At 57.0% G+C, this 21,884-nt stretch carries 21 protein-coding genes and 1 tRNA gene; 11 read left to right on the top strand and 11 right to left on the bottom strand.

Translation table 11 applies throughout. The features are described 5' to 3' along the window. Positions 1-144: 144 nt before the first annotated feature. Positions 145-231, bottom strand: a tRNA-Leu gene (locus MKI83_RS05495). 160 nt (positions 232-391) lie between these two features. Between MKI83_RS05495 and queA the strand changes: the two genes are divergently transcribed. From queA to MKI83_RS05465, 6 genes are all read left to right on the top strand, one after another. Beyond that, the gene (gene queA, locus MKI83_RS05490) at positions 392-1,456 is read left to right on the top strand and encodes a tRNA preQ1(34) S-adenosylmethionine ribosyltransferase-isomerase QueA (protein ID WP_241583892.1); all 1,065 of its coding nucleotides are present in this window, start codon (positions 392-394) and stop codon (positions 1,454-1,456) included. Between the two features lie 5 nt (positions 1,457-1,461). After that, a complete protein-coding gene (tgt, locus tag MKI83_RS05485; RefSeq protein WP_241584260.1) occupies positions 1,462-2,580 on the top strand; it encodes a tRNA guanosine(34) transglycosylase Tgt in 1,119 nt (372 codons plus the stop codon). Positions 2,581-2,623: 43 nt separating this feature from the next. Then, positions 2,624-2,962, top strand: a complete 339-nt coding sequence (gene yajC, locus MKI83_RS05480) for a preprotein translocase subunit YajC (RefSeq protein WP_241583891.1) — start codon at positions 2,624-2,626, stop codon at positions 2,960-2,962. A gap of 96 nt (positions 2,963-3,058) precedes the next feature. Next, the gene (secD, locus tag MKI83_RS05475) at positions 3,059-4,921 is read left to right on the top strand and encodes a protein translocase subunit SecD (RefSeq protein WP_241583890.1); all 1,863 of its coding nucleotides are present in this window, start codon (positions 3,059-3,061) and stop codon (positions 4,919-4,921) included. Between the two features lie 10 nt (positions 4,922-4,931). Then, positions 4,932-5,843, top strand: coding sequence for a protein translocase subunit SecF (gene secF / locus MKI83_RS05470; protein WP_241583889.1), 912 nt, complete (start codon positions 4,932-4,934; stop codon positions 5,841-5,843). A 57-nt stretch (positions 5,844-5,900) separates the two neighbouring features. Continuing rightward, positions 5,901-6,188, top strand: coding sequence for an antibiotic biosynthesis monooxygenase family protein (locus MKI83_RS05465; protein ID WP_241583888.1), 288 nt, complete (start codon positions 5,901-5,903; stop codon positions 6,186-6,188). Positions 6,189-6,205: 17 nt separating this feature from the next. Here MKI83_RS05465 and MKI83_RS05460 read toward each other — a convergent pair whose 3' ends face one another. The 4 genes from MKI83_RS05460 to MKI83_RS05445 all read right to left on the bottom strand — a co-directional run bounded on the left by MKI83_RS05460 (position 6,206) and on the right by MKI83_RS05445 (position 11,265). Beyond that, positions 6,206-7,297: a DUF1513 domain-containing protein gene (locus tag MKI83_RS05460; RefSeq protein WP_241583887.1), complete on the bottom strand. Its 1,092-nt coding sequence runs from the start codon at positions 7,295-7,297 to the stop codon at positions 6,206-6,208. Then, positions 7,297-8,346 carry an imelysin family protein gene (locus MKI83_RS05455; protein WP_241583886.1) on the bottom strand — a complete coding sequence of 350 codons (1,050 nt, stop codon included), beginning with the start codon at positions 8,344-8,346 and terminating at the stop codon, positions 7,297-7,299. The genes MKI83_RS05460 and MKI83_RS05455 overlap by 1 nt, the downstream gene beginning before the upstream one ends. Before the next feature lie 28 nt (positions 8,347-8,374). After that, entirely contained in the window at positions 8,375-9,748 is a 1,374-nt protein-coding gene (locus MKI83_RS05450) for a di-heme oxidoreductase family protein (RefSeq protein WP_370867363.1), read from the bottom strand. Between the two features lie 176 nt (positions 9,749-9,924). Further along, entirely contained in the window at positions 9,925-11,265 is a 1,341-nt protein-coding gene (locus tag MKI83_RS05445; protein ID WP_241583885.1) for an imelysin family protein, read from the bottom strand. A gap of 155 nt (positions 11,266-11,420) precedes the next feature. On the opposite strand from MKI83_RS05445, the gene MKI83_RS05440 reads away from it, so the two are divergent. Together MKI83_RS05440 and MKI83_RS05435 are read left to right on the top strand one after the other, a co-directional pair. Beyond that, positions 11,421-11,993: a LemA family protein gene (locus tag MKI83_RS05440; protein WP_241583883.1), complete on the top strand. Its 573-nt coding sequence runs from the start codon at positions 11,421-11,423 to the stop codon at positions 11,991-11,993. Between the two features lie 6 nt (positions 11,994-11,999). Further along, positions 12,000-12,905: a GIDE domain-containing protein gene (locus tag MKI83_RS05435; protein WP_241583882.1), complete on the top strand. Its 906-nt coding sequence runs from the start codon at positions 12,000-12,002 to the stop codon at positions 12,903-12,905. A 281-nt stretch (positions 12,906-13,186) separates the two neighbouring features. On the opposite strand, the gene MKI83_RS05430 is transcribed toward MKI83_RS05435, so the two are convergent. The 3 genes from MKI83_RS05430 to MKI83_RS05420 form a co-directional block, all read right to left on the bottom strand. Continuing rightward, entirely contained in the window at positions 13,187-15,250 is a 2,064-nt protein-coding gene (locus MKI83_RS05430; protein WP_241583881.1) for a putative bifunctional diguanylate cyclase/phosphodiesterase, read from the bottom strand. Between the two features lie 154 nt (positions 15,251-15,404). Then, the gene (gene sodB, locus MKI83_RS05425; RefSeq protein WP_241583880.1) at positions 15,405-15,986 is read right to left on the bottom strand and encodes a superoxide dismutase [Fe]; all 582 of its coding nucleotides are present in this window, start codon (positions 15,984-15,986) and stop codon (positions 15,405-15,407) included. A gap of 168 nt (positions 15,987-16,154) precedes the next feature. Further along, positions 16,155-16,772: a LysE/ArgO family amino acid transporter gene (locus MKI83_RS05420; RefSeq protein ID WP_241583879.1), complete on the bottom strand. Its 618-nt coding sequence runs from the start codon at positions 16,770-16,772 to the stop codon at positions 16,155-16,157. A gap of 106 nt (positions 16,773-16,878) precedes the next feature. Here MKI83_RS05420 and MKI83_RS05415 point away from each other — a divergent pair, with 106 nt between their 5' ends. Then, complete coding sequence (locus MKI83_RS05415) at positions 16,879-17,778, top strand: LysR family transcriptional regulator ArgP (RefSeq protein ID WP_241583878.1); 900 nt, start codon at positions 16,879-16,881, stop codon at positions 17,776-17,778. Between the two features lie 117 nt (positions 17,779-17,895). Further along, positions 17,896-18,885 carry an NAD-dependent epimerase/dehydratase family protein gene (locus tag MKI83_RS05410; protein ID WP_241583877.1) on the top strand — a complete coding sequence of 330 codons (990 nt, stop codon included), beginning with the start codon at positions 17,896-17,898 and terminating at the stop codon, positions 18,883-18,885. Here MKI83_RS05410 and MKI83_RS05405 read toward each other — a convergent pair. Further along, the gene (locus MKI83_RS05405; RefSeq protein ID WP_241583876.1) at positions 18,876-19,226 is read right to left on the bottom strand and encodes a hypothetical protein; all 351 of its coding nucleotides are present in this window, start codon (positions 19,224-19,226) and stop codon (positions 18,876-18,878) included. The two genes, MKI83_RS05410 and MKI83_RS05405, sit on opposite strands and share 10 nt — an antisense overlap. A gap of 336 nt (positions 19,227-19,562) precedes the next feature. Here MKI83_RS05405 and MKI83_RS05400 point away from each other — a divergent pair, with 336 nt between their 5' ends. Next, positions 19,563-20,396 carry an ATPase gene (locus MKI83_RS05400; protein ID WP_241583875.1) on the top strand — a complete coding sequence of 278 codons (834 nt, stop codon included), beginning with the start codon at positions 19,563-19,565 and terminating at the stop codon, positions 20,394-20,396. 76 nt (positions 20,397-20,472) lie between these two features. On the opposite strand, the gene MKI83_RS05395 is transcribed toward MKI83_RS05400, so the two are convergent. Both MKI83_RS05395 and MKI83_RS05390 read right to left on the bottom strand, forming a co-directional pair. Further along, positions 20,473-20,652, bottom strand: a complete 180-nt coding sequence (locus MKI83_RS05395; protein WP_370867354.1) for a rubredoxin — start codon at positions 20,650-20,652, stop codon at positions 20,473-20,475. Beyond that, entirely contained in the window at positions 20,649-21,845 is a 1,197-nt protein-coding gene (locus tag MKI83_RS05390; protein ID WP_241583873.1) for an alkane 1-monooxygenase, read from the bottom strand. The genes MKI83_RS05395 and MKI83_RS05390 overlap by 4 nt, the downstream gene beginning before the upstream one ends. Positions 21,846-21,884: the final 39 nt, after the last annotated feature.

Raw genomic sequence — 21,884 nt, 5'->3', positions numbered from 1 at the left:
GTGTTACCTCGTGTGTTACCTCAAGTGTGGGCTGCAAGGGTTTAGAAAGGCAAGCGCGGGAATGCAAAAATGCTCCGCAGAGGCTCTAGCTTGAGGCTTTGCGGGTATCTAAGGAAAGGCTGGGAAAGTGCAGGAAAACATCAATGGTGCCCGGGGTCGGACTCGAACCGACACGTTGTTACCAACGGGGGATTTTGAATCCCCTGCGTCTACCAATTTCGCCACCCGGGCATTTGCAAGTGTCTGATTGCGTTAGCGAATCAGTTTGCTTGGGAGGCAATGGCGGCGAAGTATAGGGACGCTTTTGCACTTGGTCAATCACTTGGCATGACGAATTTTCACCTTTCCGGTAAGCTTGCCGCCTTTTTTCGCATTGCTGCTGTAAAACCTTATGCGCGTTAGTGATTTTCGATTTGATTTGCCGGCGGATTTAATCGCCCATTATCCCTTGGCGGAACGCCGCGGTAGTCGCCTGCTGGTGCTTGAGGGCGCCAGCGGCGCGTTGGCCCATCGCCAGTTTGCTGATGTGCTGGAATACCTGCGCCCCGGGGATTTGATGGTGTTTAACAACACCCGCGTCATCCCGGCGCGGGTGTTTGGGCGCAAAGCCAGCGGGGGCAAGGTCGAGGTATTAGTGGAACGCGTCACGGGTGAGCGCACCGTGCTGGCGCATGTGCGTGCCAGTAAGTCGCCCAAGCCCGGTAGTCAGCTGCTGTTGGGTGAAGAGGGTGCCGAGCAGCACACGGTGGACATGCTTGGTCGTCAGGGCGAGTTGTTTGAGCTGTCTTTTGTTGAGCCAGTGTTGCCGTTGCTGGAGCGCATTGGCCATATGCCGCTGCCGCCTTACATCGAACGCGCGGACGAGTCGGCCGACCGCGAGCGTTATCAAACCGTGTACGCCGATCGTGCTGGGGCTGTCGCAGCGCCCACGGCGGGTTTGCACTTTGATCAGGCGCTACTGGCTGCGTTGGCTGACAAGGGCGTGGACACAGCCTTTGTCACCCTGCACGTGGGCGCGGGCACTTTCCAGCCGGTGCGGGTGGAGAACATTGAAGACCATCACATGCACAGCGAGTGGTTGGAAGTGGGTGATGAGGTCGTGGCCAAGGTGGCTGCCTGCCGCGCTCGTGGTGGGCGCGTGATTGCGGTCGGCACGACCTCGGTGCGCTCGCTTGAGACGGCCGCGCAAAGCGGCGAATTAAAACCTTACTCAGGCGACACACAAATCTTTATCTATCCCGGCAAGTCGTTTCATGTGGTGGATGCGCTGGTAACCAACTTTCATCTGCCCGAATCGACCCTGTTGATGTTGGTGAGCGCCTTTGCCGGCTACCCAGAAACAATGGCGGCCTACCGCACGGCGGTGGCCGAGCGTTACCGTTTCTTTAGCTATGGCGACGCCATGTTTATCACCCGTAATCCGGCGCCGCGTGGCCCGCAGGATGAGCGTTCATGAGTTTTATGCAATTTGATTTACTGGCCACCGATGGCAAAGCCCGTCGCGGTCGTTTGAACTTTCCCCGGGGTGTAGTGGAAACGCCGGCGTTTATGCCAGTCGGGACTTACGGCACGGTCAAAGGGATGTTGCCGCGCGATATCGAGGCGATCGGTGCGCACATCATTTTGGGTAACACCTTTCACCTGTGGCTGCGTCCCGGTACCGAGGTGATCCGCGAGCACGGTGATTTGCACGACTTTACCCAGTGGCATGGCCCCATCCTCACCGACTCTGGCGGCTTTCAGGTGTTTAGTCTTGGCGCGATGCGCAAAATTAAGGAAGAGGGCGTCACTTTCGCCTCGCCGGTAGACGGCAGCAAAGTTTTCATGTCGCCTGAAGTGTCGATGCAGGTGCAGCGCGAGCTGGGCTCTGACATCGTGATGATTTTTGATGAGTGCACCCCGTACCCCGCCACTCATGAGCAAGCGCAGCGCTCCATGGAGTTGTCGCTGCGTTGGGCCAAGCGCTCTAAAGATGCCCACGGCGACAACCCGTCGGCGCTGTTCGGCATTGTGCAGGGCGGCATGTATGAAGATTTGCGTATGCGCTCGCTAGAGGGCTTGGAGCAGATTGGCTTTGACGGCTACGCCATCGGCGGCTTGTCGGTCGGTGAGCCGAAAGACGAAATGATCAAGGTGTTGGACTTCATGCCGGCGGCGCTGCCAGCGGATAAGCCGCGCTACTTGATGGGGGTGGGTAAGCCAGAGGACATCGTCGAGGCGGTGCGTCGTGGCGTGGACATGTTCGACTGCGTGATGCCGACCCGTAATGCGCGTAACGGCCACCTGTTCACCGATACCGGTGTGGTAAAAATCCGTAATGCCGTGCACCGTCACGACACCGGCCCGTTGGATCCGGCGTGCGATTGCTACACCTGCAAAAACTTCACCCGTGGCTACCTCTATCACTTGGATAAGTGCGGTGAAATGCTCGGCAGTATGCTCAATACCATCCACAATCTGCGCCATTATCAACGCTTGATGGCTGGTTTGCGCGAGGCCATTCAACAGGGTAGATTGTCGGCCTTTGTCGAAGACTTCTACGCCAAGCGCGGCCTGCCTGTGCCGCCTCTAGGCGAATAACAATACGATTGCATTGCTTTATCTACCTTAGGAGTTACCCCAGATGAGTTTTATCCCCGCTGCTTACGCTGAAACCGCCGCAGCCGCTCCCGCCGCCGGCCCAGCAGGCACTGGCATGGAGTGGATTTTCCTGATTGGTTTCGTGGTTATCTTTTACCTGATGGTATGGCGCCCACAAGCTAAGCGCGCCAAAGAGCACAAGAACCTACTGGCCAGCCTGAACAAGGGTGATGAAGTGGTCACCAGCGGCGGCATCGTCGGCAAAGTAGTGAAAGTGGTTGAAGAGTTCGTGGTGGTTGAGATTGCTGACAACGTCGAGCTGAAGTTCCAAAAAGGTGCGGTAGTCGCTGTTCTGCCTAAAGGCACCTTGAAAGCCATCTAAGGCAACACCATATCCGGGTTAAACGGGGCGCTAGAGCGCCCCGTGTCGTATGCAAGCGCAGTGACCGCTGTGACGGATTACAAAAGAAGGCCAGACATGTTGAACAAATTCCCTTTGTGGAAATACCTGATGATCTTGGCGGTGATGGCCGTCGGGGTGATCTATTCCTTGCCCAACCTCTACCCGGATGATCCGGCGGTACAGATTACCGGTGCTAAAACCAGCACCGTGCTGTCGCAAGCCGAGCTGGACAAAGCGCTGAAGGCGCTGGCCAGCAATAACATTGACGTGAAGGCCAGCAAGCTGGGCGAGAAGAACGCCCTGTTGCGCTTAAACGACATGGCCGATCAGTTGCCGGCCAAAGAAGCGATTCGCCGCGTATTAGGCGATGACTTCGTGGTGGCACTGAACTTGGCACCCACCACGCCTAAGTGGTTGCTGGATTTAAGCGCTACGCCGATGAAGCTCGGTCTGGACTTGTCCGGTGGTGTGCACTTCCTCTTGGAAGTGGATATGGATAAAGCGGTCAGCGCGCGCTTGAAGATTTCCGAAGGCGAAATTAAAAGCATGCTGCGCAAAGAGAAACTGCGTTATCGCAGTCTGCCGCCGCAAGACAATGCATTTCAGCTGGGTTTTCGTAGCGAAGCAGAGCTGGAGAAAGCTCGCAGCTTGATTGCCACGCAATTTGGCTTGGATTTTGACCTGACCACCAGCACGCGTGACCAGCTAGAAGTCCTGCGCGTGGCGATGAGTCAAAGCAAGTACCAAGAAATTCGTGAATACGCGATCAAACAAAACCTTACCACCGTACGCAACCGCGTTAACGAGTTGGGTGTGTCCGAGCCGCTGGTGCAGCGTCAGGGTGCTAACCGCATCGTGGTAGAGCTACCGGGCGTGCAAGACACCGCCGAAGCCAAGCGTATCTTGGGTAAAACGGCCAACCTTGAATTCCGCCTGCAGGCTGATGCGGAGGCTAGCAAAGCCAGCACCGAGACCTTTGAGCGCCGTGATGGTGGCCTACCGGCCAGCCTTGAGCGCTCGGTGATTCTCACCGGTGACCAAGTAACCGATGCTCAAGCGAGCTTTGATGAGAATGGCCGCCCGCAAGTGAATATCCGCTTGGACGGCCGCGGTGGTGACATGATGAATCGCGCCACGCGTAATAACGTTGGCCGAAGCATGGCGGTGCTGTTTATCGAGCAGCAGCCACTGACCCGCTACGTCAAAGAGCAGGTCAATGGTGTCGAGAAAGAAGTCGCCATCACCAGCTTTAAAGAAGAGAAAAAGATCATCTCGCTGGCCACGATTCAGTCGCCACTGGGTTCTAGCTTCCGCATCACGGGCCTCGATGGCCCCGGTGAGTCTTCCGAATTAGCTCTGTTGCTGCGTGCCGGTGGTTTGGCTGCGCCCATGCACTTTGCTGAAGAACGCACCATCGGCCCAAGCCTTGGCGCGGAAAACATCGCCCTCGGTGTCGAGGCGGCTAAGTGGGGCTTGTTGTTCGTCGCCATCTTCATGGTTGCGCTGTACCGCTTCTTCGGCATCTTGGCCAGTATTGCGTTGGGCTTCAATATGTTGATGCTGGTGGCCTTTATGTCCATCTTCAACGCGACCCTGACGCTGCCGGGTATCGCCGGTATCGTGCTGACCATGGGTATGGCGGTGGATGCCAACGTGCTGATCTTCTCGCGTATTCGTGAAGAGATTGCCAATGGCATGAGTATCCAGCGCGCGATTCACGAAGGCTTTGACCGTGCTACCTCGGCGATTGTCGACGGTAACCTGACGACGTTGTTGGTCGGCATCATCCTGTTCGCCATGGGTAGCGGCCCCATCAAGGGCTTCGCCGTCACCTTGTCGATCGGTATTCTCACCTCCATGTTCACTGCGATCGTGGTTACCCGCGCGATGGTCAACCTGCTGTTTGGTGGCCGCGATATCAAGAAGCTGTGGATTTGAGGGTCTGACCATGCAAAAGCGCATTATTAACTTTATGGGCCTTCGCAACATTGCGATTGCCTTTACCTTCATCTTTAGCCTTGTGGCCTTGGGCAGCTTGGCGGTGAAAGGGCTTAACTTTGGTCTCGACTTCACCGGCGGCACTCTGATCGAACTGCAATACGATCAAGCGGCTGACTTGGATGCAGTGCGTAACCAGCTTAAAGCCGCCGGTTACGGCGACGCCGTGGTGCAGAACTTTGGCGCCACCACCGACGTGGTGGTGCGTATTCAAAGTGACGCTGCCGATTTGGGCAATAAAGTGGCCAGCGCACTGCGTGAAGCCGACAGCAGCAACAATGTCACCGTGCAAAAGGTCGAGTTCGTAGGCCCGCAAGTGGGTGAAGAGCTGCGCGACCAAGGCGGTATCGGCATGCTGCTGGCCATGTTCGGCGTGATGTTGTACGTGGTGTTTCGCTTCCAGTGGAAGTTTGCCATTGGCTCGCTGATTACTCTGCTGCACGACGTCATCATCGTTATCGGTATCTTTGCCTTCTTTGGCTGGACCTTTGACCTGACGGTGCTGGCGGCGATTTTGGCGATCATCGGTTATTCGCTGAACGACACCATCGTGGTGTATGACCGCGTGCGTGAAAACATGCGCCTGCTGCGTAAGGCTGACTTGATCGAAAACATCAACATCTCCACCACGCAAACCTTGTTGCGTACCACCGCGACCTCGCTCTCGACCTTGCTGGCCGTATTGGCGCTGTTGTTCTTCGGTGGTGAGAACCTGTGGGGCTTCGCCATGGCGCTGACCATCGGTGTGGTGGTGGGCACGTACTCGTCGGTGTATATCTCGAGTGTGTTCTTGATCTGGACTAACTTGACCCGCGAGGATCTGATCCCGCCGCAGGTCGAAGAGGTCGACGAGACACCTTAACGTTACCTACAAACACCCCAGCCCAGGCTGGGGTGTTTGCTTTCAGGGAGAAGGGTTATGTTCGTTGTCATTTTTCGCGCCACGCTAAAAAACCTAGATGCGCAGTACAGCAGCATGGCAGCGCGCATGCGCGAGTTGGCGCTCAACGAGTTTGGTTGCTTGGCCTTTGATGCGCTGTGTGAGGGCGACCAAGAGATGGCATTGTCGTACTGGCCTGACGAGGCCAGCATCCATGCGTGGAAAGCGCACCCAGAGCACCAGGCCGCGCAGCGCTTAGGGCGTGAGCGCTGGTACAGCGACTATCGTGTGCAGGTGGCTAAGGTTGAGCGGGATTACACGGCTTAAGAGCTTGTACGGTGCGATTAGCTTAAGCGCCAGTGATTGTCCCAGCCGCCAGCCGGCAGGGTGAGGGCGCTTATACGTGGCGTGGCCCCTTGCAGGTCAATCAGGCGGCAGCGTGACTGGCCTGACGACACAACAAAGCCTTGTTCAACGGCGGCAATGCCGGCGCAGTCAGGCAGGGCTTGATCAAGCACCAGCTCGCCGCTGTCTAGCTGCCAGGCTTGCACACGGTTGCCGCGTGGCAGCGTCACGGCGAGCACGCGTTGTTGTTCATGGATGGCCAAGCTGGCGGTGTACTGCTGCATGCCTTGACGCTGCGCTGCTAGCACCGGGAAGGGCTTTAGCGGTTGATTGGGGCGCTTGATGGCCAATAAATCGACCCTGTCTTCAATTGGCCCCATATATTGCTGCCCGCACACCAAGGTGTCATCAGCGGCAACGGCCATGTGTCGCAGGCTGTTTTTCGGCTCGGCTAGGGTTTCTTGGCTTACCAAGCGGCCGTCTGCTGAGAGCAGTACCAAGCTGGCCTGCATGTGCCCAAGGTTCATTGCTTGGCGGCTGTCGGCCTCGGTGCGGATTCCCCCGTTGGCGATGGCGAGCAGCCCAGAAGTTGGCAACCATAACAGTTGATGCGGGCCAATGCCGTGGGTTGATAGCTCGGCTTCTTTGCTCAGCGTTGTGTCGCTTAACCGGTACACGCCGATTACGCCACGGCCGGGGTCGCGAGTGTCGTTTTCGCTGGCGTAGATCCAGTGGCCGTCTTGGCTCAGTACCGCATGCCCGTAATAGTGCCGATCAGCACTGGCGCGCTGGGTATGCAGCAAATGGCCGTTGGCGCTAAAACGATACAGTGCCGTGCCGGGGCGGCGGGCAATAAACAGCGCGCCACCGTCGGGTAACGGCAAAATATCGTGGCAGCGCTGGGTGATTTGGCGTTCAAACACCGGCTCGCCATTGAGGCGCCAAGCGCAAGCAAAATGCTGGCCCTGCGCATTGCTGCGCGCTGAGAACAAGGTGGCTGCCGGCGTGCCATTTTGATTAATCAGCCAGTGGCCGATTGTCGTCGCGCTCAGCCCGGCAATGCCGGCGGCGAGGAATTGGCGGCGATTCATCAATCACCGTCGTGAGCGTTAAAGCCCATCTGCACATTGAGCGCGCGGGCTAAGTCTTGCTCATACAGGCGGTGCAAATCGACCAGCTCAGCGTAGGCCTTATTCAGCAGGCCACGGCCGCTTTCTTGTGGCAACAAGGCTTGCAGCGGTTGTTTGAGCTTGGCAAAGGCTTGCTCGGTGCGCAGGTGTTGTTGGTCGATCAGCGCCTGCACGGCCTGACCTTGCGCCAAGTTACGCAGGCCAAGGGTGTGCTCATTGCCCCACAGCGTGCGCAGCGTATGCAGGCCGGCGCGCAGGCTTTGCAGGCTAGCGTCGGCGCGCCAGGCTTCGGCTTGATAAGGCTGCACGATGTCGCGAGTGAGTTTGCCCACAGGGACGGCTAACTTCTTCTTCATCAGCTCAAGTCCACTGACTTGACTGCGTAGCAGTTCGGCGGTGCTTTCTTGTTCGTCAGCAAAGCGTGCGTTTGGGCTTTTGCTCAGCAGAGCGCTGAAGCCAGTGTCGCCAGCCCATTCGTTGCTCACAGTGCGAGCTAGGGTCGCTTGATGCTGGCCAATGGCGCTTAAAAGGCCGCAATAGCGGGTTTTTTGACTGTTTTCGGTCAGATCAATCGTGGCGTCAAACAGCAAGTATTCGGCGGCGCTAAGTCCTTGTAAGACGACGCTGGCCTGTTCTAAGTGGGCTTGTTCAAGCTTGGGTTGGGCTTGCAGTAGCGCGTTGACTTGCCGTGCGACTAGATTTTTTTTGTCCGGCCAAAACTGTACCTGCCAAGCGCGGTTGTGCTCGGCAATGGGGCCTATTTGCGCAGGTTGCAGGGCGGACCAGTGTTCAAAGGTGGTGCGCCATTGTGTTTGTAGGCTGTCTAGGGGTTGTTTGTCGGCACAAAACTGTTGGCTGGCTTTGGCCAGTTGCTCGCTGCTCTCGGCCCACGCTTGGTAGCTGCTTTCTAGTTCGCTGACTAAGGCTTGATTGATGTCGGCGTGACTTGGCGTTGGCTCGCAGCCTGTGAGGGCGAGGGTGGTGCTCAGCGCCAAGGTGGATAGCATCATGCAGGAGATAGTATTCAACAGACGGTGCTCACAAAGAGTTAACAAAGTGCACTAAGTGCTGGCGTTGTTCGTGGGGCAGCGCAATGACGGCATCACGCGCTGGCTGTGCTTCGCCACCATGCCAGAGAATCGCCTCCAGCACCGAGCGTGCACGGCCATCGTGCAGCAGGCTGACTTGCCCACTGACCGCCGCAGTATGGCCTAGGCCCCACAACGGTGGGGTGCGCCATTGCCGGCCGCTGGCGATAAATTCGCCGCGATTATCCGCCAGCTCAGGGCCCATGTCATGTAGCAGTAAGTCGCTGTAGGGCCAGATGGTTTGGTTGCTAAGCTCGGGTTCGGCGGCGTTTTCGGCCGTGGTGAAACTGGGCGTGTGGCAGGCCGTGCAGCCGACTTGCTGGAACAGGGCTTTGCCCATCAGCACGGGTTCAGTGTTCGCCAGTGGTCTCTTGGGCACCGCAAGGTGACGGGTATAAAACAGCACTTGGCGCAGAATATTATCGCTGACCTCAGGGTCACCGCCGTGCGGCGCTCGCTGGCAGTCAGGCTGTGCGGCGGTGCAGTCATCTTGCTCAAATAGGTGGCTGGTTAAGCCAAGGTCGCCAGCAAAGGCGGCAGCGTTTTGTTGGTTGAGACTCGGTTGGCCGGCTTTCCAGCCAAAGCGGCCAAGGCGGGTGCGTTGCTGCGCTACATCCCACACTTGATTAGCGACACCACGAATGCCGTCTTGGTTGTGATCTTCGGGATCAGCATTCGTCAAGATGGCCGCTTCGGGAATGGCTTCCAGTAAGCCTAGGCCGATCATTGGTGGGGCTACGCGCAGCGAAAACTGCGTGTGCGGGTGCAAGGGGCCATAGTTCAGTTCGCTCAACTGCAGTGCGGGTCGGCGGAGGGTCACGGATTGCCCGCCGTTTAAGTGCACTTGTTGCTCGTGCCAGGTGAGGCTGACAAGCGCCTCGCGGGCGGAGCCTGGGTTGGCCATGTCTTGCAATTGCTTGCCGTAAGTTGGCTCGGGCACATTACCCTGTTGCAGCAGTCGTGCGTCATCGCCCGCATTGGCCGGAATCGACAGCCGTACCAGCAAGGATACTGCCTGTGTGCTGCCCTGATCGGGAGCGTGCCCTCGACCATCGCGAATATGGCAGTTTTGGCAGGCGTTGGTGTTGAACAATGGCCCAAGCCCATCGCGGGCGGTGGTGCTGGCCGGTGCGCTGACCCAGGGATTACGGAAGAAGCTGTTGCCGACGGCAAAGTCCACGCGCCTTGACGGGGCAAGGTTCGCTGACGGCAGTGAAAACGCTTGTCGGCCGCTGGCAGTCACACTGGCACTGCCTGCGGGCAAGTCTTCGCCGGTTTGAAAGTCGGCAGTGGGTGTGTCGCACGCACTGACGAGGCCAGCAATAACGACTAAAACAGCATGACGAAACACAGCAAGTACTCAGTACGACGGCATAACGCCGCTAAAGCGGGGCGGTAGCGTCGCATGTCCGTATGCGGCGGTGCCTATTGGATTGGGATAACGTGGTTCAATGGCCGGTAACGCACAGGGGCGTCACGCGGCCATTGAGTGAGGCCAGCTTAGAACTGGTGGTCAGCGGTGTCTGGGTTCAGTTCAGTAATGCCAATGGCCGCCGCCGCTGCTTCAATGCCACTGGTTTGTGCGACCAAGGCTTGAATAGATTCGGTGACAATCGCATTACCTTGGTCGTTACCCGCAGCGATCAGTTGATCGAAGTGTGTGCCGTTATTGGCGCTATCAACCAGCTTCTGCAGTGCGGTCTCGGTGTTCGCCAGTTCGTTTTGCAGCTTTTGGTCGGCCTCAGCGTTGCTTGCTTTGACCAGCTCGCTCAGGCTGGCGCCTTTAACGCTGCTGCCATCGATGCGCTGGTATTCACCCAGATAGACGTTACGAATGCCTTTGGCGTTAAAGAAATGCGAGTTGTGCGTGTTATCGCTAAAGCAGTCGTGCTCGTCTTCGGTGGAGTTGGCTTCCAGTGCGACCTTCATTCGCTCGCCTGCGAGTTCACCCAGTGACAGGCTGCCCATGCCGAACAGCATCTTGCGCAGGCCTTGCTCTGGCGTTTCGCCGAGCAGTGTGGCGCGGTAGTTGTCGGCTTGGCCTTGCTGCCATTGGCCGACCATGTATTCAAGGTCGCTCACCAGTAGCGCTGTGACGGTTTTCAGGTACTCGGCACGACGTGCGCAGTGTTGGTTGCTGCAGTTTTCGTCTTGAGCAAAGTCGGTGGCGGGGCGTTCGCCTGCACCGGGATTGCTGCCGTTTAAGTCTTGGCCCCAGAGCAGAAATTCAATGGCGTGGTAGCCGGTGGCTACGTTGGCTTCTGAGCCGCCTAGCTCGTTCAGCTCGGCCAGTAGTTCAGGGGTGAGCTTAGCCAGATCAAGCGTTTGATCGCCCAAACTCAGTTGCGGGTTGGCGATGATGTTGGCGCTGGCGCCTGGATTGCCGAGGGCGTGCTGGTATTCGCTGGCGACGTAGTCGATCAGGCCTTCATCCAGTGGCCAGGCATTGAGCTGACCTTCCCAGTCGTCGACCACCGCATTGCCAAAGCGGAAGACTTCGCTTTGCATATAGGGCTTGCGGGCGGCAATCCAAGCACTGCGTGCGGCATCAAGATTGGCTTGCGTGGGCTCTGCGAGCAGGGCGTCAATGCTTGCTTGCAAGGTTTTGGCGCTGGTTAAGGCATCCTCAAACACCGCGAGGGCCATGTCGGCATAGTGGCTGACCACTGCGCTGGCGGCTTGGCTATCAAACGTGTTGGCGGTTTTAGCGGTTTCAGTGCTTGTAGAGACCGCTGGAGTAGTCGCTTCGGTGCTGGGTTTTGCGGCGTCTTCTTGACCGCAACCGGCAAGGGCGATGCTAAGTGCGAGCAGTGAGGCGCTAGCCAAACGGGTGCTGTACATGAGGAAAATCCCTAGGTCTTTATAGAAAGTTAAAGTTAAGCAGTAAATATAATGCGAAAAATTCGCATTAAGATAAAGCCCTGATTGTGCTTCATGCCCTGCGCATCGTGGAAAACTGTCGATACAATGACGCTAATCAAACAAGGAGTGCGTTCATGTCCAGCACAAGTGTCGTGATTTTGGTGGTACTGGTTTTGGCCGTTGGCTATGGCGTGGTGCTTTATAACGGCTTGGTTAATCTCAAGCACGGGGTGAGCAAAGCGTGGTCGAATATCGATGTGTTGCTCAAACAACGTCACGATGAGCTGCCCAAACTGGTCGAAACCTGCAAGCAGTACATGAGCCATGAGCGCACTACCCTAGAGCAAGTGATTGCCGCACGCAGTGCCGTGGCGCAAGCCCGTGAACAGGGCGATGTGCCGGCGCTGGGCAAAGCTGAAAGCGGCCTGCGCATGGGCTTGGGCAACTTGTTTGCCTTGGCTGAAAACTACCCTGAGCTCAAAGCGAATGAGAGCTTTCGTCATCTGTCTGAGCGCATCACCGGTTTGGAAAACGGTATTGCTGATCGACGCGAGCTGTACAACGACGCGGTCAATCGCAATAACGTGCGCATTGAGCAGTTTCCGGATGTGCTGATTGCACGTTGGTTTGCGTTCAAAGCCGCGGACTTACTGCAATTCAGCGACGCGGAAAAAGCCGATGTCGATGTGGCCAAGTTGTTTGGTTAAGCACTGATGCAAGACACATGGTTTTTCTTGGCGCTGTCTGGTTTTGGCCTGTTCGGTGGGGGTTATTGGTTTTTTCGTCAGCTGGCGCGGGCGCGATTACTGGAAGACACCCCGACGTCCAAAGTCCGCTCGGCCGCGCAAGGTTTTGTTGAGCTGTATGGCGTACTCAAAGGCGAAGCTGAGGCGATGCAGGAAGGCCCGCTCACTGGGACACCCTGTCTGTGGTGGCGTTTCAAAATTGAGGAACGCACCGGTAGCGGGGATAAGAAGTCCTGGCGCACGTTAGAGAGTGGCGTCAGTGAGGCGGGGCTTTTGCTCGATGATGGCACCGGTACCTGTTTGATAGACCCGCGTGGGGCTGAAGTGCGCCCGGCCAACAAACGCGTGTGGAAAGGGAGTGAACGGCATCCGCGCCAACGTGTGAGCACTGGTCTGATCGGTAGCGTGCTGGGTGGTGTTTTTGGTAAAGAATACCGTTATACCGAGGAACGCTTACACGCTGGTGAGCCCTTGTATGCTTTGGGGCACTTCACCTCACACGGCGCGGCGCGTGAAGGGTTTAACGCCGCGCTTGAAGTGGGTGCGGTGGTGCGGGAGTGGAAGCAAGACTATCAAGCGCTGCTGCAGCGTTTTGACTATGACCGCAATGGTCAGTTGGATGAACAAGAGTGGCAGCGTGTGCGGCAAGAGGCGGGCTGGGAGGCCGATAAGCGCTTTAAAACTCGTCTGAATCAGGGCGATCAGCACCGTCTGAGCGATTCCAAGTCTTTGCCGTTTGTGCTCTCTAGCGCGGGTGAAGATGAACTCGCCCAACACTATCGATGGCATGCGGTAGGTGGTTTGCTGGCTGCTTTAGCAGGTACCGGCGGGCTTATTTGGCTGAGCCTGAAGAACGGCTGGTTGCTGTCTTAGTCCGTGGGCTACGGCATTATGCGGTGAACCAGCGTCACGGGTACTAGAGCGATCAAGCAGAGCAGTGCCACACAGTTTTTTTCGTTTGGGGCAGCCGAGCTGCGCAATCAAACCTAGTGCGCCACATAAACTGGTGGGATACGCCAGAATTAACATGAGGGTAAGGCGCTGAGTGGGCTCTTTAAGCGCGTCTGCTCGGTAATAACCCAAGCATGGCCGAAGCAGGAAGCAGCACCGCAGCGCTTAGCCGCACAAGCGCAGGCACAGGTCGCGATGTTTACTTATTCGCTGCCACGGGCTGCCTGGGTCAGGCGCTGGGTTTGTTTGAGGTACAAGGTCAGCTCTTTGGCGGGCAGAGGCTTGCTGTACAGGTAGCCTTGGCCTTCATTACAGCCGTGCTCGATGATGTAGGCCTCTTGCTCAAGGGTTTCCACCCCTTCGGCGATCACTTGCATGTTTAAGCTCTTAGCCAGCTGAATAATGGCGCGCACGATGGTGGCGTCTTCCTCGTCCTCTAGCAGATCTTGCACAAAGCTCTTATCAATTTTGATCTTGTCCAGTGGCAGGCTGCGTAGGTAGCTCAGCGACGAGTAACCGGTACCAAAGTCATCAATGGCGATCAAGGCGCCGGAGCGGCGCAGGCTGTGCAAATGGCGGGCGGCGGCGGTGATGTCTTCCATCAGGCCGGTTTCGGTGACTTCTAGCTCCAAGCTCTTGCCGGGTAGGCGATGACGCTGCATAAGGTTGTTAACCAAGCGCGGTAGTTCGCTGTGGTGCAGTTGCACCGCCGACAAGTTAACGGCCATGCGTAGGTCGGTGAAGCCTTGGTCGTGCCATTCGCGTAATTGTTGACACGCTTGGTCGAGCACCCACTCACCAATGCTGATGATGCTGCCGTTTTGTTCGGCCAGCGGAATAAATTGATCCGGTGGAATAAAGCCGCGCTCGGGATGAATCCAGCGCAGTAGCGCCTCGACACCAATGATTTGGTGGTTGCGATAGTCAACTTGGGGCTGATAAACCATGTGCAGTTGCCCGCGTGGCAAGGCTTCGCGCAGTTCTTGATCCAGTTCGCGGCGTTGGCGCATTTCGCTGTCGAGGCTGGCGATGTAGAACTGGTAGCGATTGCGCGAGCGTGTTTTGGCTAGCGTCATGGTTTGTTCGGCTTTTTGCAGCAGCTTTTCAGCACTGTCGCCGTCATCTGGGAATAGGGTGATGCCGATGGTGGCGCGCAGGCGCACTTCAATTTGCATCAGCACGAAGGGACGGTCGAGGTCGTCTAACACTTGCTGTGCTAAAGCAGCGGCCTGATAGGGCTGGTCAATGTCAGTCAGCACTAGGGCGAATTGGTCGCCACCTAAGCGCGCTAGTCCGCCTAGGCCTTCGCTGCTGGCGCGCAGGCGTTCGGCCAAGGCAATCAGCAGGGCATCACCGGTTTGGTAGCCGTGGGTTTCGTTGATGCCTTTGAAATCGTCGAGCCCCACGCAGAGTACGGCAATCCCTTTATGGTGCTTGTTGGCATCCTCTAACAGGCGCTGCAGTTGTTGTTGCAGCATCAGGCGGTTAGGCAGGCCGGTCAGGAAATCATACTGCGATAAGCGCAGTAGGCTGTCTTCGGCTTCGCGGCGCAGGTTGGAGTTGCGTTCAATGGAGGTCAGCAGCTGGTTGGCGGTGGTGATCCACTGGCCGAGTTCGTTGCTCTCATGGCCGCGGAGCATGGGCAGTTGGCGCTGGCCTGGGCGATCTGGGTTGATGTCGGCCAAGTGTTCGATAATTTTCGCCAAAGGCTTGGTGAGCATCCAGTGATAAATCAAGAACAAAATCAGCGCCATGGCCATGGCGCGCAGGATGCCGGAAATGAAAATAATGACCGAGTTGGACACCAACAGCTCACCATAACCGCTGGTATCTAAGGTGATCGCTAGATCACCGTAATACTCACGGTAAGGAGCTTGGCCATAGAGTTTGACTGAATAAGGCTGTTGGCGGCCCAAGATAGGGTCAGTGAGCCAGCGGGTAGAGCGTTCTTGTAAGGCGCGGCGCTTTTCTGCCAGAGGGGATTCGCCTGGGTTGCCGATCTCCGCTTCTTGTACTGCCTCATGTTGGAACAGGCCTTCGACAACTTGGCGGGCCATCTCATGGTCGAGGCTATAAACGGCTTGCGTTGAGGGGTCACGTACCATGGCCAAAATCCGTTCGGCATCATGATCAATGCTTTGTCGGGTCTGGTAGGCGCTGTACACGATCTGCGCGCAACTGAGCACGATTCCCACAATCAGGGCGGCCAGCAATACGGCGCGAAGCAGTTTGAGTGACAGGCTGTTGGCTGAAGTGGTCTGTGGCAAGTCCGAACCCACGCGTCTTGGTTTCACAACAGTATTGGCGGCAATCCCCTATGCGTCAAAGGTTTAGCCGTAAGAAATGACGATTATTTGAAAATAAAAACCCCGCGGCAGAAAGCTCGCGGGGTTTAGCGCTAAAGCCCGAGCTAGAGCAGGCTTAGGCGGCTAGGTTCTTCGCAACGAAGTCCCAGTTGACCAGGTTCCAGAATGCTTCAACGTACTTCGGACGAGCATTGCGGTAGTCAACGTAGTAGGCGTGCTCCCAAACGTCGCAGGTCAGCAGCGGGGTGTCGCCGGAGGTCAGCGGGCAGCCAGCACCAATGGTACTTGCCAGTGCCAGTGAGCCGTCGGCTTTTTTCACCAGCCACGCCCAGCCAGAACCGAAGGTGCCGATAGCGGTTTTGGTGAACTCTTCTTTGAACTTGTCGAACGAGCCAAAGGCTTTGTCGATGGCTGCTGCTAATTCGCCAGTCGGTTGACCGCCAGCGTTGGGTGCCAAGCAGTTCCAGTAGAAGGTGTGGTTCCAGACTTGGGCTGCGTTGTTGAAAACGCCGCCAGAAGAGGTTTTCACGATTTCTTCTAGGCTCTTGCCTTCGAATTCGCTACCGGGAACCAGATTGTTCAGGTTTACCACGTAGGCGTTGTGATGCTTGCCGTAGTGGAAATCCAGTGTTTCCGCAGAGATGTGCGGCTCAAGGGCATTCTTTTCGTAGGGCAGCGGCGGCAGTTCGAAAGCCATGGTTTATCTCCATTTTCTTTATCGATCAGGCCTGCACCGTTACGGGTGCAGGTGCCGGCTTCACGGGGCCGGGCGGGTGTAATGCGAGTGGCACAACGGCTCAATGATAGCAGAGCTGAGGGTGTGCTATCCACGCAGGAACTGTAGGGGCTTGTCGTGAGAATGGCTCTAGGACGGTACGTCGAGCCCTTGGCCAAACGCGAGGTTATAAGCAATGACCAGCATCAGCAGGGCAATGCCACTGTCGAGCAAACGCCACGTCAGGGGGCGCGCTAACCAAGGTGCGAGCCATGCGGCGCCAAGAGCTAAGCCAATAAACCACAGGGCCGAAGCCGATGCGGCGCCTGCGGCATAGGCCGCCGGGTGTGCTTGTTGGCTGCCGAGTGAGCCAATCAAGAACAGCGTGTCGAGGTAAAAGTGGGGGTTGAGCAGCGTCACGGCGAGGGTTGTGAGCACCACAGCGCCATGGCTAAGCGCTTGTTGGCCTTGTTGCAGCAGTGCTTGTGGGCGTAGCGCGCGTTGAGCAGCAAAGCCTGCATAGGCCAAAAGAAACACCACGCCGCCCCAGCGAACCGCTTGCAAGATCGCTGGGTGGCTCGCGAGCAATGCGGCTAAACCAAAAACCCCCAGCACAATCATCAAAGCATCGCAGAGGATGCACAGCAGCGCCGCGCTTAAGTGGTACTCACGCTTGAGGCTTTGTCCAAGAACAAAAGCGTTCTGGGTGCCGATGGCGATGATTAAGCCGGCGGCGATGCCAAGACCGTTCCAGTAACTCTGCCACATAACTAGCTCTTGATCTGGGAGGAGAGTGATTAGGCTAAGAAAGCTGCCTTTATTAGTAAAAGCAATGTTATTAATGGCTCATTAGAATGGCTAATGAGGGTGGCGCATGATCGATTACAAATTGCTGGAAGCGTTAGTCGCGGTGGTTACCCAAGCGGGCTTCGAACGCGCGGCGTTGCAGCTGCATATCTCGCAGTCAGCGGTATCGCAACGTATTCGTTTGCTTGAGGCGCGCGTCGGTCAAGCGGTGTTGGTGCGCAGTTTGCCGCCGCAGCCAACGCCATTAGGGCGGCAACTGTTAAATCACATGCAGCAAGTACAAGTGCTGCAGCAGCAGTTGGCGGCGCAGGTGCCGTTACTCGGTGAGGCAGGGCCCGCGCGTTTGCGCGTGGCGATTAATGCTGACAGCTTGGCAACGTGGTGGCCTTTGGCGTTGGCGCAAGTGTGGGAAAACCATGCGGTGCTGTTTGAACATGTGTTGGTTGATCAGGCGGTCGGGCTTGAACGTATGCGTGCTGGCGAAGTGGCCGCCTGTATTTGTGCGCACGACAAGCCTGTGGCCGGTGCGCGCAGCGAGTACTTGGGCAGCATGCTGTACCGTGCGGTGTGTAGCCCGCGTTTTGCACAGCATTATTTGCCGCAGCGCTATCAACAGCAGCGGTTGCTGGCGGATGAACTCGTGGCTGCCCCGGCTATTGTGTTTGGCCCTGATGATCGCTTGCAGCATCGGTTTTTGGCTGAGCAGGGCATTGAAGGTAGCTTTCAGCACCATGTCTGCCCTTCATCAGAAGGCTTTGTGGGCTTGGCTAAGGCCGGGCTGGGTTATGGCTTGATTCCGTTGTTGCAGATTGAGCAAGCCTTAGCTGCGGGTGAGTTGTTGGATGTGTCGCCGGGTTGGCAGTTGGCGGTGCCCTTGTATTGGCACCATTGGCGTCAAGACAGCCCTTTGATCAGCGCCTTGGGCGTGGCGTTACGCGCAACCGCTGCGCGCTGCTTGTCGGCCTAATGTCTGCTTAAGTCAATGCTCTGGCTTTAAGAGTCACCGTGTTATGTGGCGGCCTTTGCTAGTGTTGGGCCGTTGTGCTGTGGCGAGTGTTTAGTCGTTATCGAATAAGGATCAACAATGCATATTTTAGTGACCGGCGCCGGCGGTTTTATTGGCGGGCGTTTTGCGCTGTTTGCTTTACAGCAAGGCTTGCAGGTGCGCGTCAACGCGCGTCGCGCTGACAGCGTGGCCGCTTTGTTGGCGCGCGGGGCTGAGTTATGTGAAGGCGATTTAGCCGATCCGCAAGTCGCACGAGTGGCTTGTCGTGGGGTGGATGCTGTGGTGCATTGCGCCGGTGCGGTGGGCGTGTGGGGCCCGCGTGAGCGATTTGTGGCGGGCAATATCACGTTGACCGAGCAGGTCGTCGATGCCTGCTTAAAAGAGAACGTATCGCGCTTGGTGCACCTGTCTTCACCATCGATTTATTTCGGTGGCGCTAACCGCGTGGGGATTACCGAGGAGGATATCCCCACGCGGTTTGCTGATTACTACGGCGAAACCAAATATCAGGCCGAGCAGGCGGTGTTTGCCGCCGCAGAGTTTGGCCTAGAAGTGTTGGCACTGCGGCCAAGATTCGTCACCGGTGCCGGCGACACCAGTATCTTCCCGCGTCTTATTAACATGCAGCAAAAGGGTCGCCTGCGGGTGGTCGGTGATGGGCTCAATCGAGTTGATTTCACCAGCATTGGTAACTTGTGCGATGCCTTGTTCAGCGCCCTGCAGGTGGGTGGAGCCGCGTTAGGCAAGGCCTACAACATCAGCAATGGTCAGCCGGTGCCGTTTTGGGATGTGGTCAATTACGTTCTGCGTCGTATGGAGTTAGGCGCCGTGCGTGGCCGTTTGCCGTATTCCTTGGCTTGGAGTGTGGCAGCGCTGAATGAGGGCGTCTGCCACCTGCTCCCCAATAAGCCCGAACCCAGCCTGTTTCGCTTAGGGATCGATGTCATGGCCAAAGACTTTTCGCTGGATATTAGCCGCGCGCAAACGCTGCTGGATTACCGCGCTGAGTGCAGCCTATGGGATGCGCTCGACGAGTTCTGCGACGACTGGCAAGCGGCTCACGCGTAAACTTTCTGCCCACGGTAAATCCGCACGCTGGCATTGCTGGCATTGATGACGGGTGGCGCGGCTTCAGCGGGTGGGTTCTCAAGTTGGCTGACGGTCGCGCCGCGGTATTGCTGGGCGCCTGGCGTGGGCACCTTGCTCGCTGCGCTGGGTAATGCAAGGCCTGACAGGCTACTCAAGGTTTTAGCCAAGCTTTGCGTGGTGTTATCGCGCGATTGGCTGGCGAGCGTCAACATTTGTGCGATGGCATCGCTTTGGCTTAGGCGAATATCGCAGCCCTGCTCAGCGCGAATGCGGCGTCGCAAGGTTTGCATGCAGTCGATCAGAGGTTTGGTCATTTCCATGGCGAGCATCCTTCTATATGCCTTAACAAACGCAGAGTTTTTTCTCGCGCAGCAAAGGTTGTGCCGTTATTGCCAATCGCTAGCGTGGCGGGCTTGCATGCTCTAGTGCGGGCTTTGTGGCGTGGTTTGATCGATCAGTGCGTGCTAGGGATTGGGGCGGATTTTCAGGGTGTTGCACCGTGATGGCGCGCCCAGCCTTGGTGTGGCAAGACTGGCGGCGCTCCCGGTGCCTGAGGCAACTCGCTATACTGCGCGGCTTTATAACCTTGCAACCAAAACGTCGATTTAATGCCACTCATTATGTTGAGGGCGTTCAGGCGTTGAAGTGGAATCCCAATGCGTAACGATGCTGATGATGAGTTAACCCAGTTGCCAAGTTTGCGTGCGACCGATGACGAGCCGGCCGCGCTGCGTGAGCAGCCCGCAGCCAAGGTGACAAGCGATACGTTAGGCATGGCTAGCTCGATGCGTGGCAATGCAGATAAGCCTGCGTCCACCGCGCCTATTTGGGTGTTGGTGGCGGTGCTGGCGGTAGTGCTGACTGGGTTAGGTTGGTGGAGTTTTCAGCAGATTGTGCTGTTGCAGCGTCAGCTGGTGGCCACCCAAGAAAGCTTTGCCCGTATCAGTGAAGAAGCGGCGGGGCGCTTGCAAGAGGTCAGCGGCAAGGTGGTGGCGACGGAGTCGAGCGTGACCAGCGAAAGCGAAGCGGTGAAGCTGCGGGTCAAGCAGCTCGAAACCCAATTGGCTAACGTGCAACGCCAGCAGCAAGTATTGAGTGAACAGCAAAAGCAGACCGCACAGCAGAGCGGTCACCTGCAAGACACACTGAAACAGCAGCAAAGCGAACAAGCCACGGTGCAAACAGCGCTGGCGAATGTCAGCAAAGAGCAGACAGCCCAATCGGCAAGCTTGCAAAAATTGCTCGCCCTAGAACCTGCCTTGGCAGCGTTGCAAACAGAAGTGCAGCGTGTGGCTAAAGCCAGTCAGAACAATGCACAGCTGCAACAAGTGCAAGATGATCTGCTGATTTTGCGCAGCGAGCTAGAAACCCGCACGGCGCAGAATGAGTCACAAGCATCGTTGGATGCTTTCCGTCAGCAAGTCACGGCCAATATCACCACGCTGCAAACGCAGCTGCGTTATTTGCAGCAGCAGCTACCGCCGCAATAACAATGGTTGCCCCCATCAACACACAACGCAGGCCAAGCCTGCGTTGTGTGTTGATGGGGGGGCTAAAGACGGGTGTCTATGACGGCTGTTCGGAGAGTTCAATAAAGTCAGCCTTCTCGCGCACGGCGCAATCTGGGCAGGTAAAACTCTCGGGGAGATCAGCCCAGAGGGTGCCAGCAGCATAGCCTTCGTGGGGTTCACCCCGCTGCTCGTCGTAGACATAGCCGCAGTCAGGGCACTGGTAGCCACGCATCATGCACACACCTCGCCAGCTGCAGGTTGTTGCTCCAAGTGATACTGGCGGATTAAGCGTGCGCGCTTGGCCGGCTCAAAGTTAATACGGCGGGTGTCGCCATTAACTAAGCGGATCAAGCGCGGGTTCATCACCGCGAACCACAGCGGCGGCAGGTAGGCGAGCAAGTACATGCCGAAATAACCGTTGGGTAGACGTGGCAGATCTGGGAAATCACGCAGCGACTGATAGCGACGAGTCGGGTGGGCGTGATGATCCGAGTGGCGTTGCAGATGAAACAACGCCCAGTTGGAGAACAAATGGTTGCTGTTCCACGAGTGGTGCGGCTGGCAATGCTCATAACGGCCGTCAGCGCGTTGCTGGCGGAGCAGGCCATAGTGCTCAATGTAATTAGCAGAAGTCAGCTGATAGGCGCCCCAAAAGGCGGTTAACAGTAAGAAGGGCAGCAGGGTCATGCCGAAGATGGCTAGCAAGGTGCCGTACAGCACGGCGCTGATCAGAGCCGGTTGCAGGATTTCGTTATCTAGACTCCAGACCGAACGCCCGCAGCGTTCTAGGCGGTCGGCCTCTAAATCCCAAGCGCGGAAGAAACCGCCGGGGATTTCACGGAACATAAAGCGGTAGATGCTTTCACCCATGCGCGAAGACGCTGGATCTGCGGGAGTGGCAACGTCTTTGTGATGACCGCGATTGTGCTCGGTAAAAAAGTGGCCATAAAAACCAAGCGACAAGGTGATCTTGGCCAGCCAGCGCTCGAGATTGCTTTTCTTATGCCCCAACTCATGGCCTAAGTTGAGACCAAACCCGCAGGTGCCGCCGGCACTGATCACTACTGCCAGCACGCCATGCCATGGCAAGTCATGGCTGCCAACAAAGGCCACGTTGACGATAAAGCTCAGCCATAAAATGGGCACCAGCGCGTAGGTGATGTAGCGGTAGTAGGAGTCGGTCTCAAGCGCCGGTACCGCGTCTTCTGGGGGATTGCTCAAGTCTTCACCCATCAGCGCATCCAAGAGCGGAATGGCAACGTAAGAAAACACCGGCGCAATCCACAGCCATAACAAGCTCGGGCTATGCCAAACGTACAGAGCTGGACCGACTAAGGCCAAGCAAGGGACAAGTAAGGAAAACAGCCACAGGTAGCGTTTACGGTCGCGGTAAGTGGTGCCGTGATTCAGGGGATGGGCATGCAACATAGGGACTCCTTGTCGGGCCTTCTTGTGAGGTGTGAACTC

It is taken from the genome of Atopomonas sediminilitoris, from assembly GCF_022601735.1.
Lineage (GTDB): Bacteria > Pseudomonadota > Gammaproteobacteria > Pseudomonadales > Pseudomonadaceae > Atopomonas > Atopomonas sediminilitoris.
The sequence above is the reverse complement of the archived record's forward strand: the minus strand, read 5'-3'. Positions and strand labels throughout refer to the sequence as shown.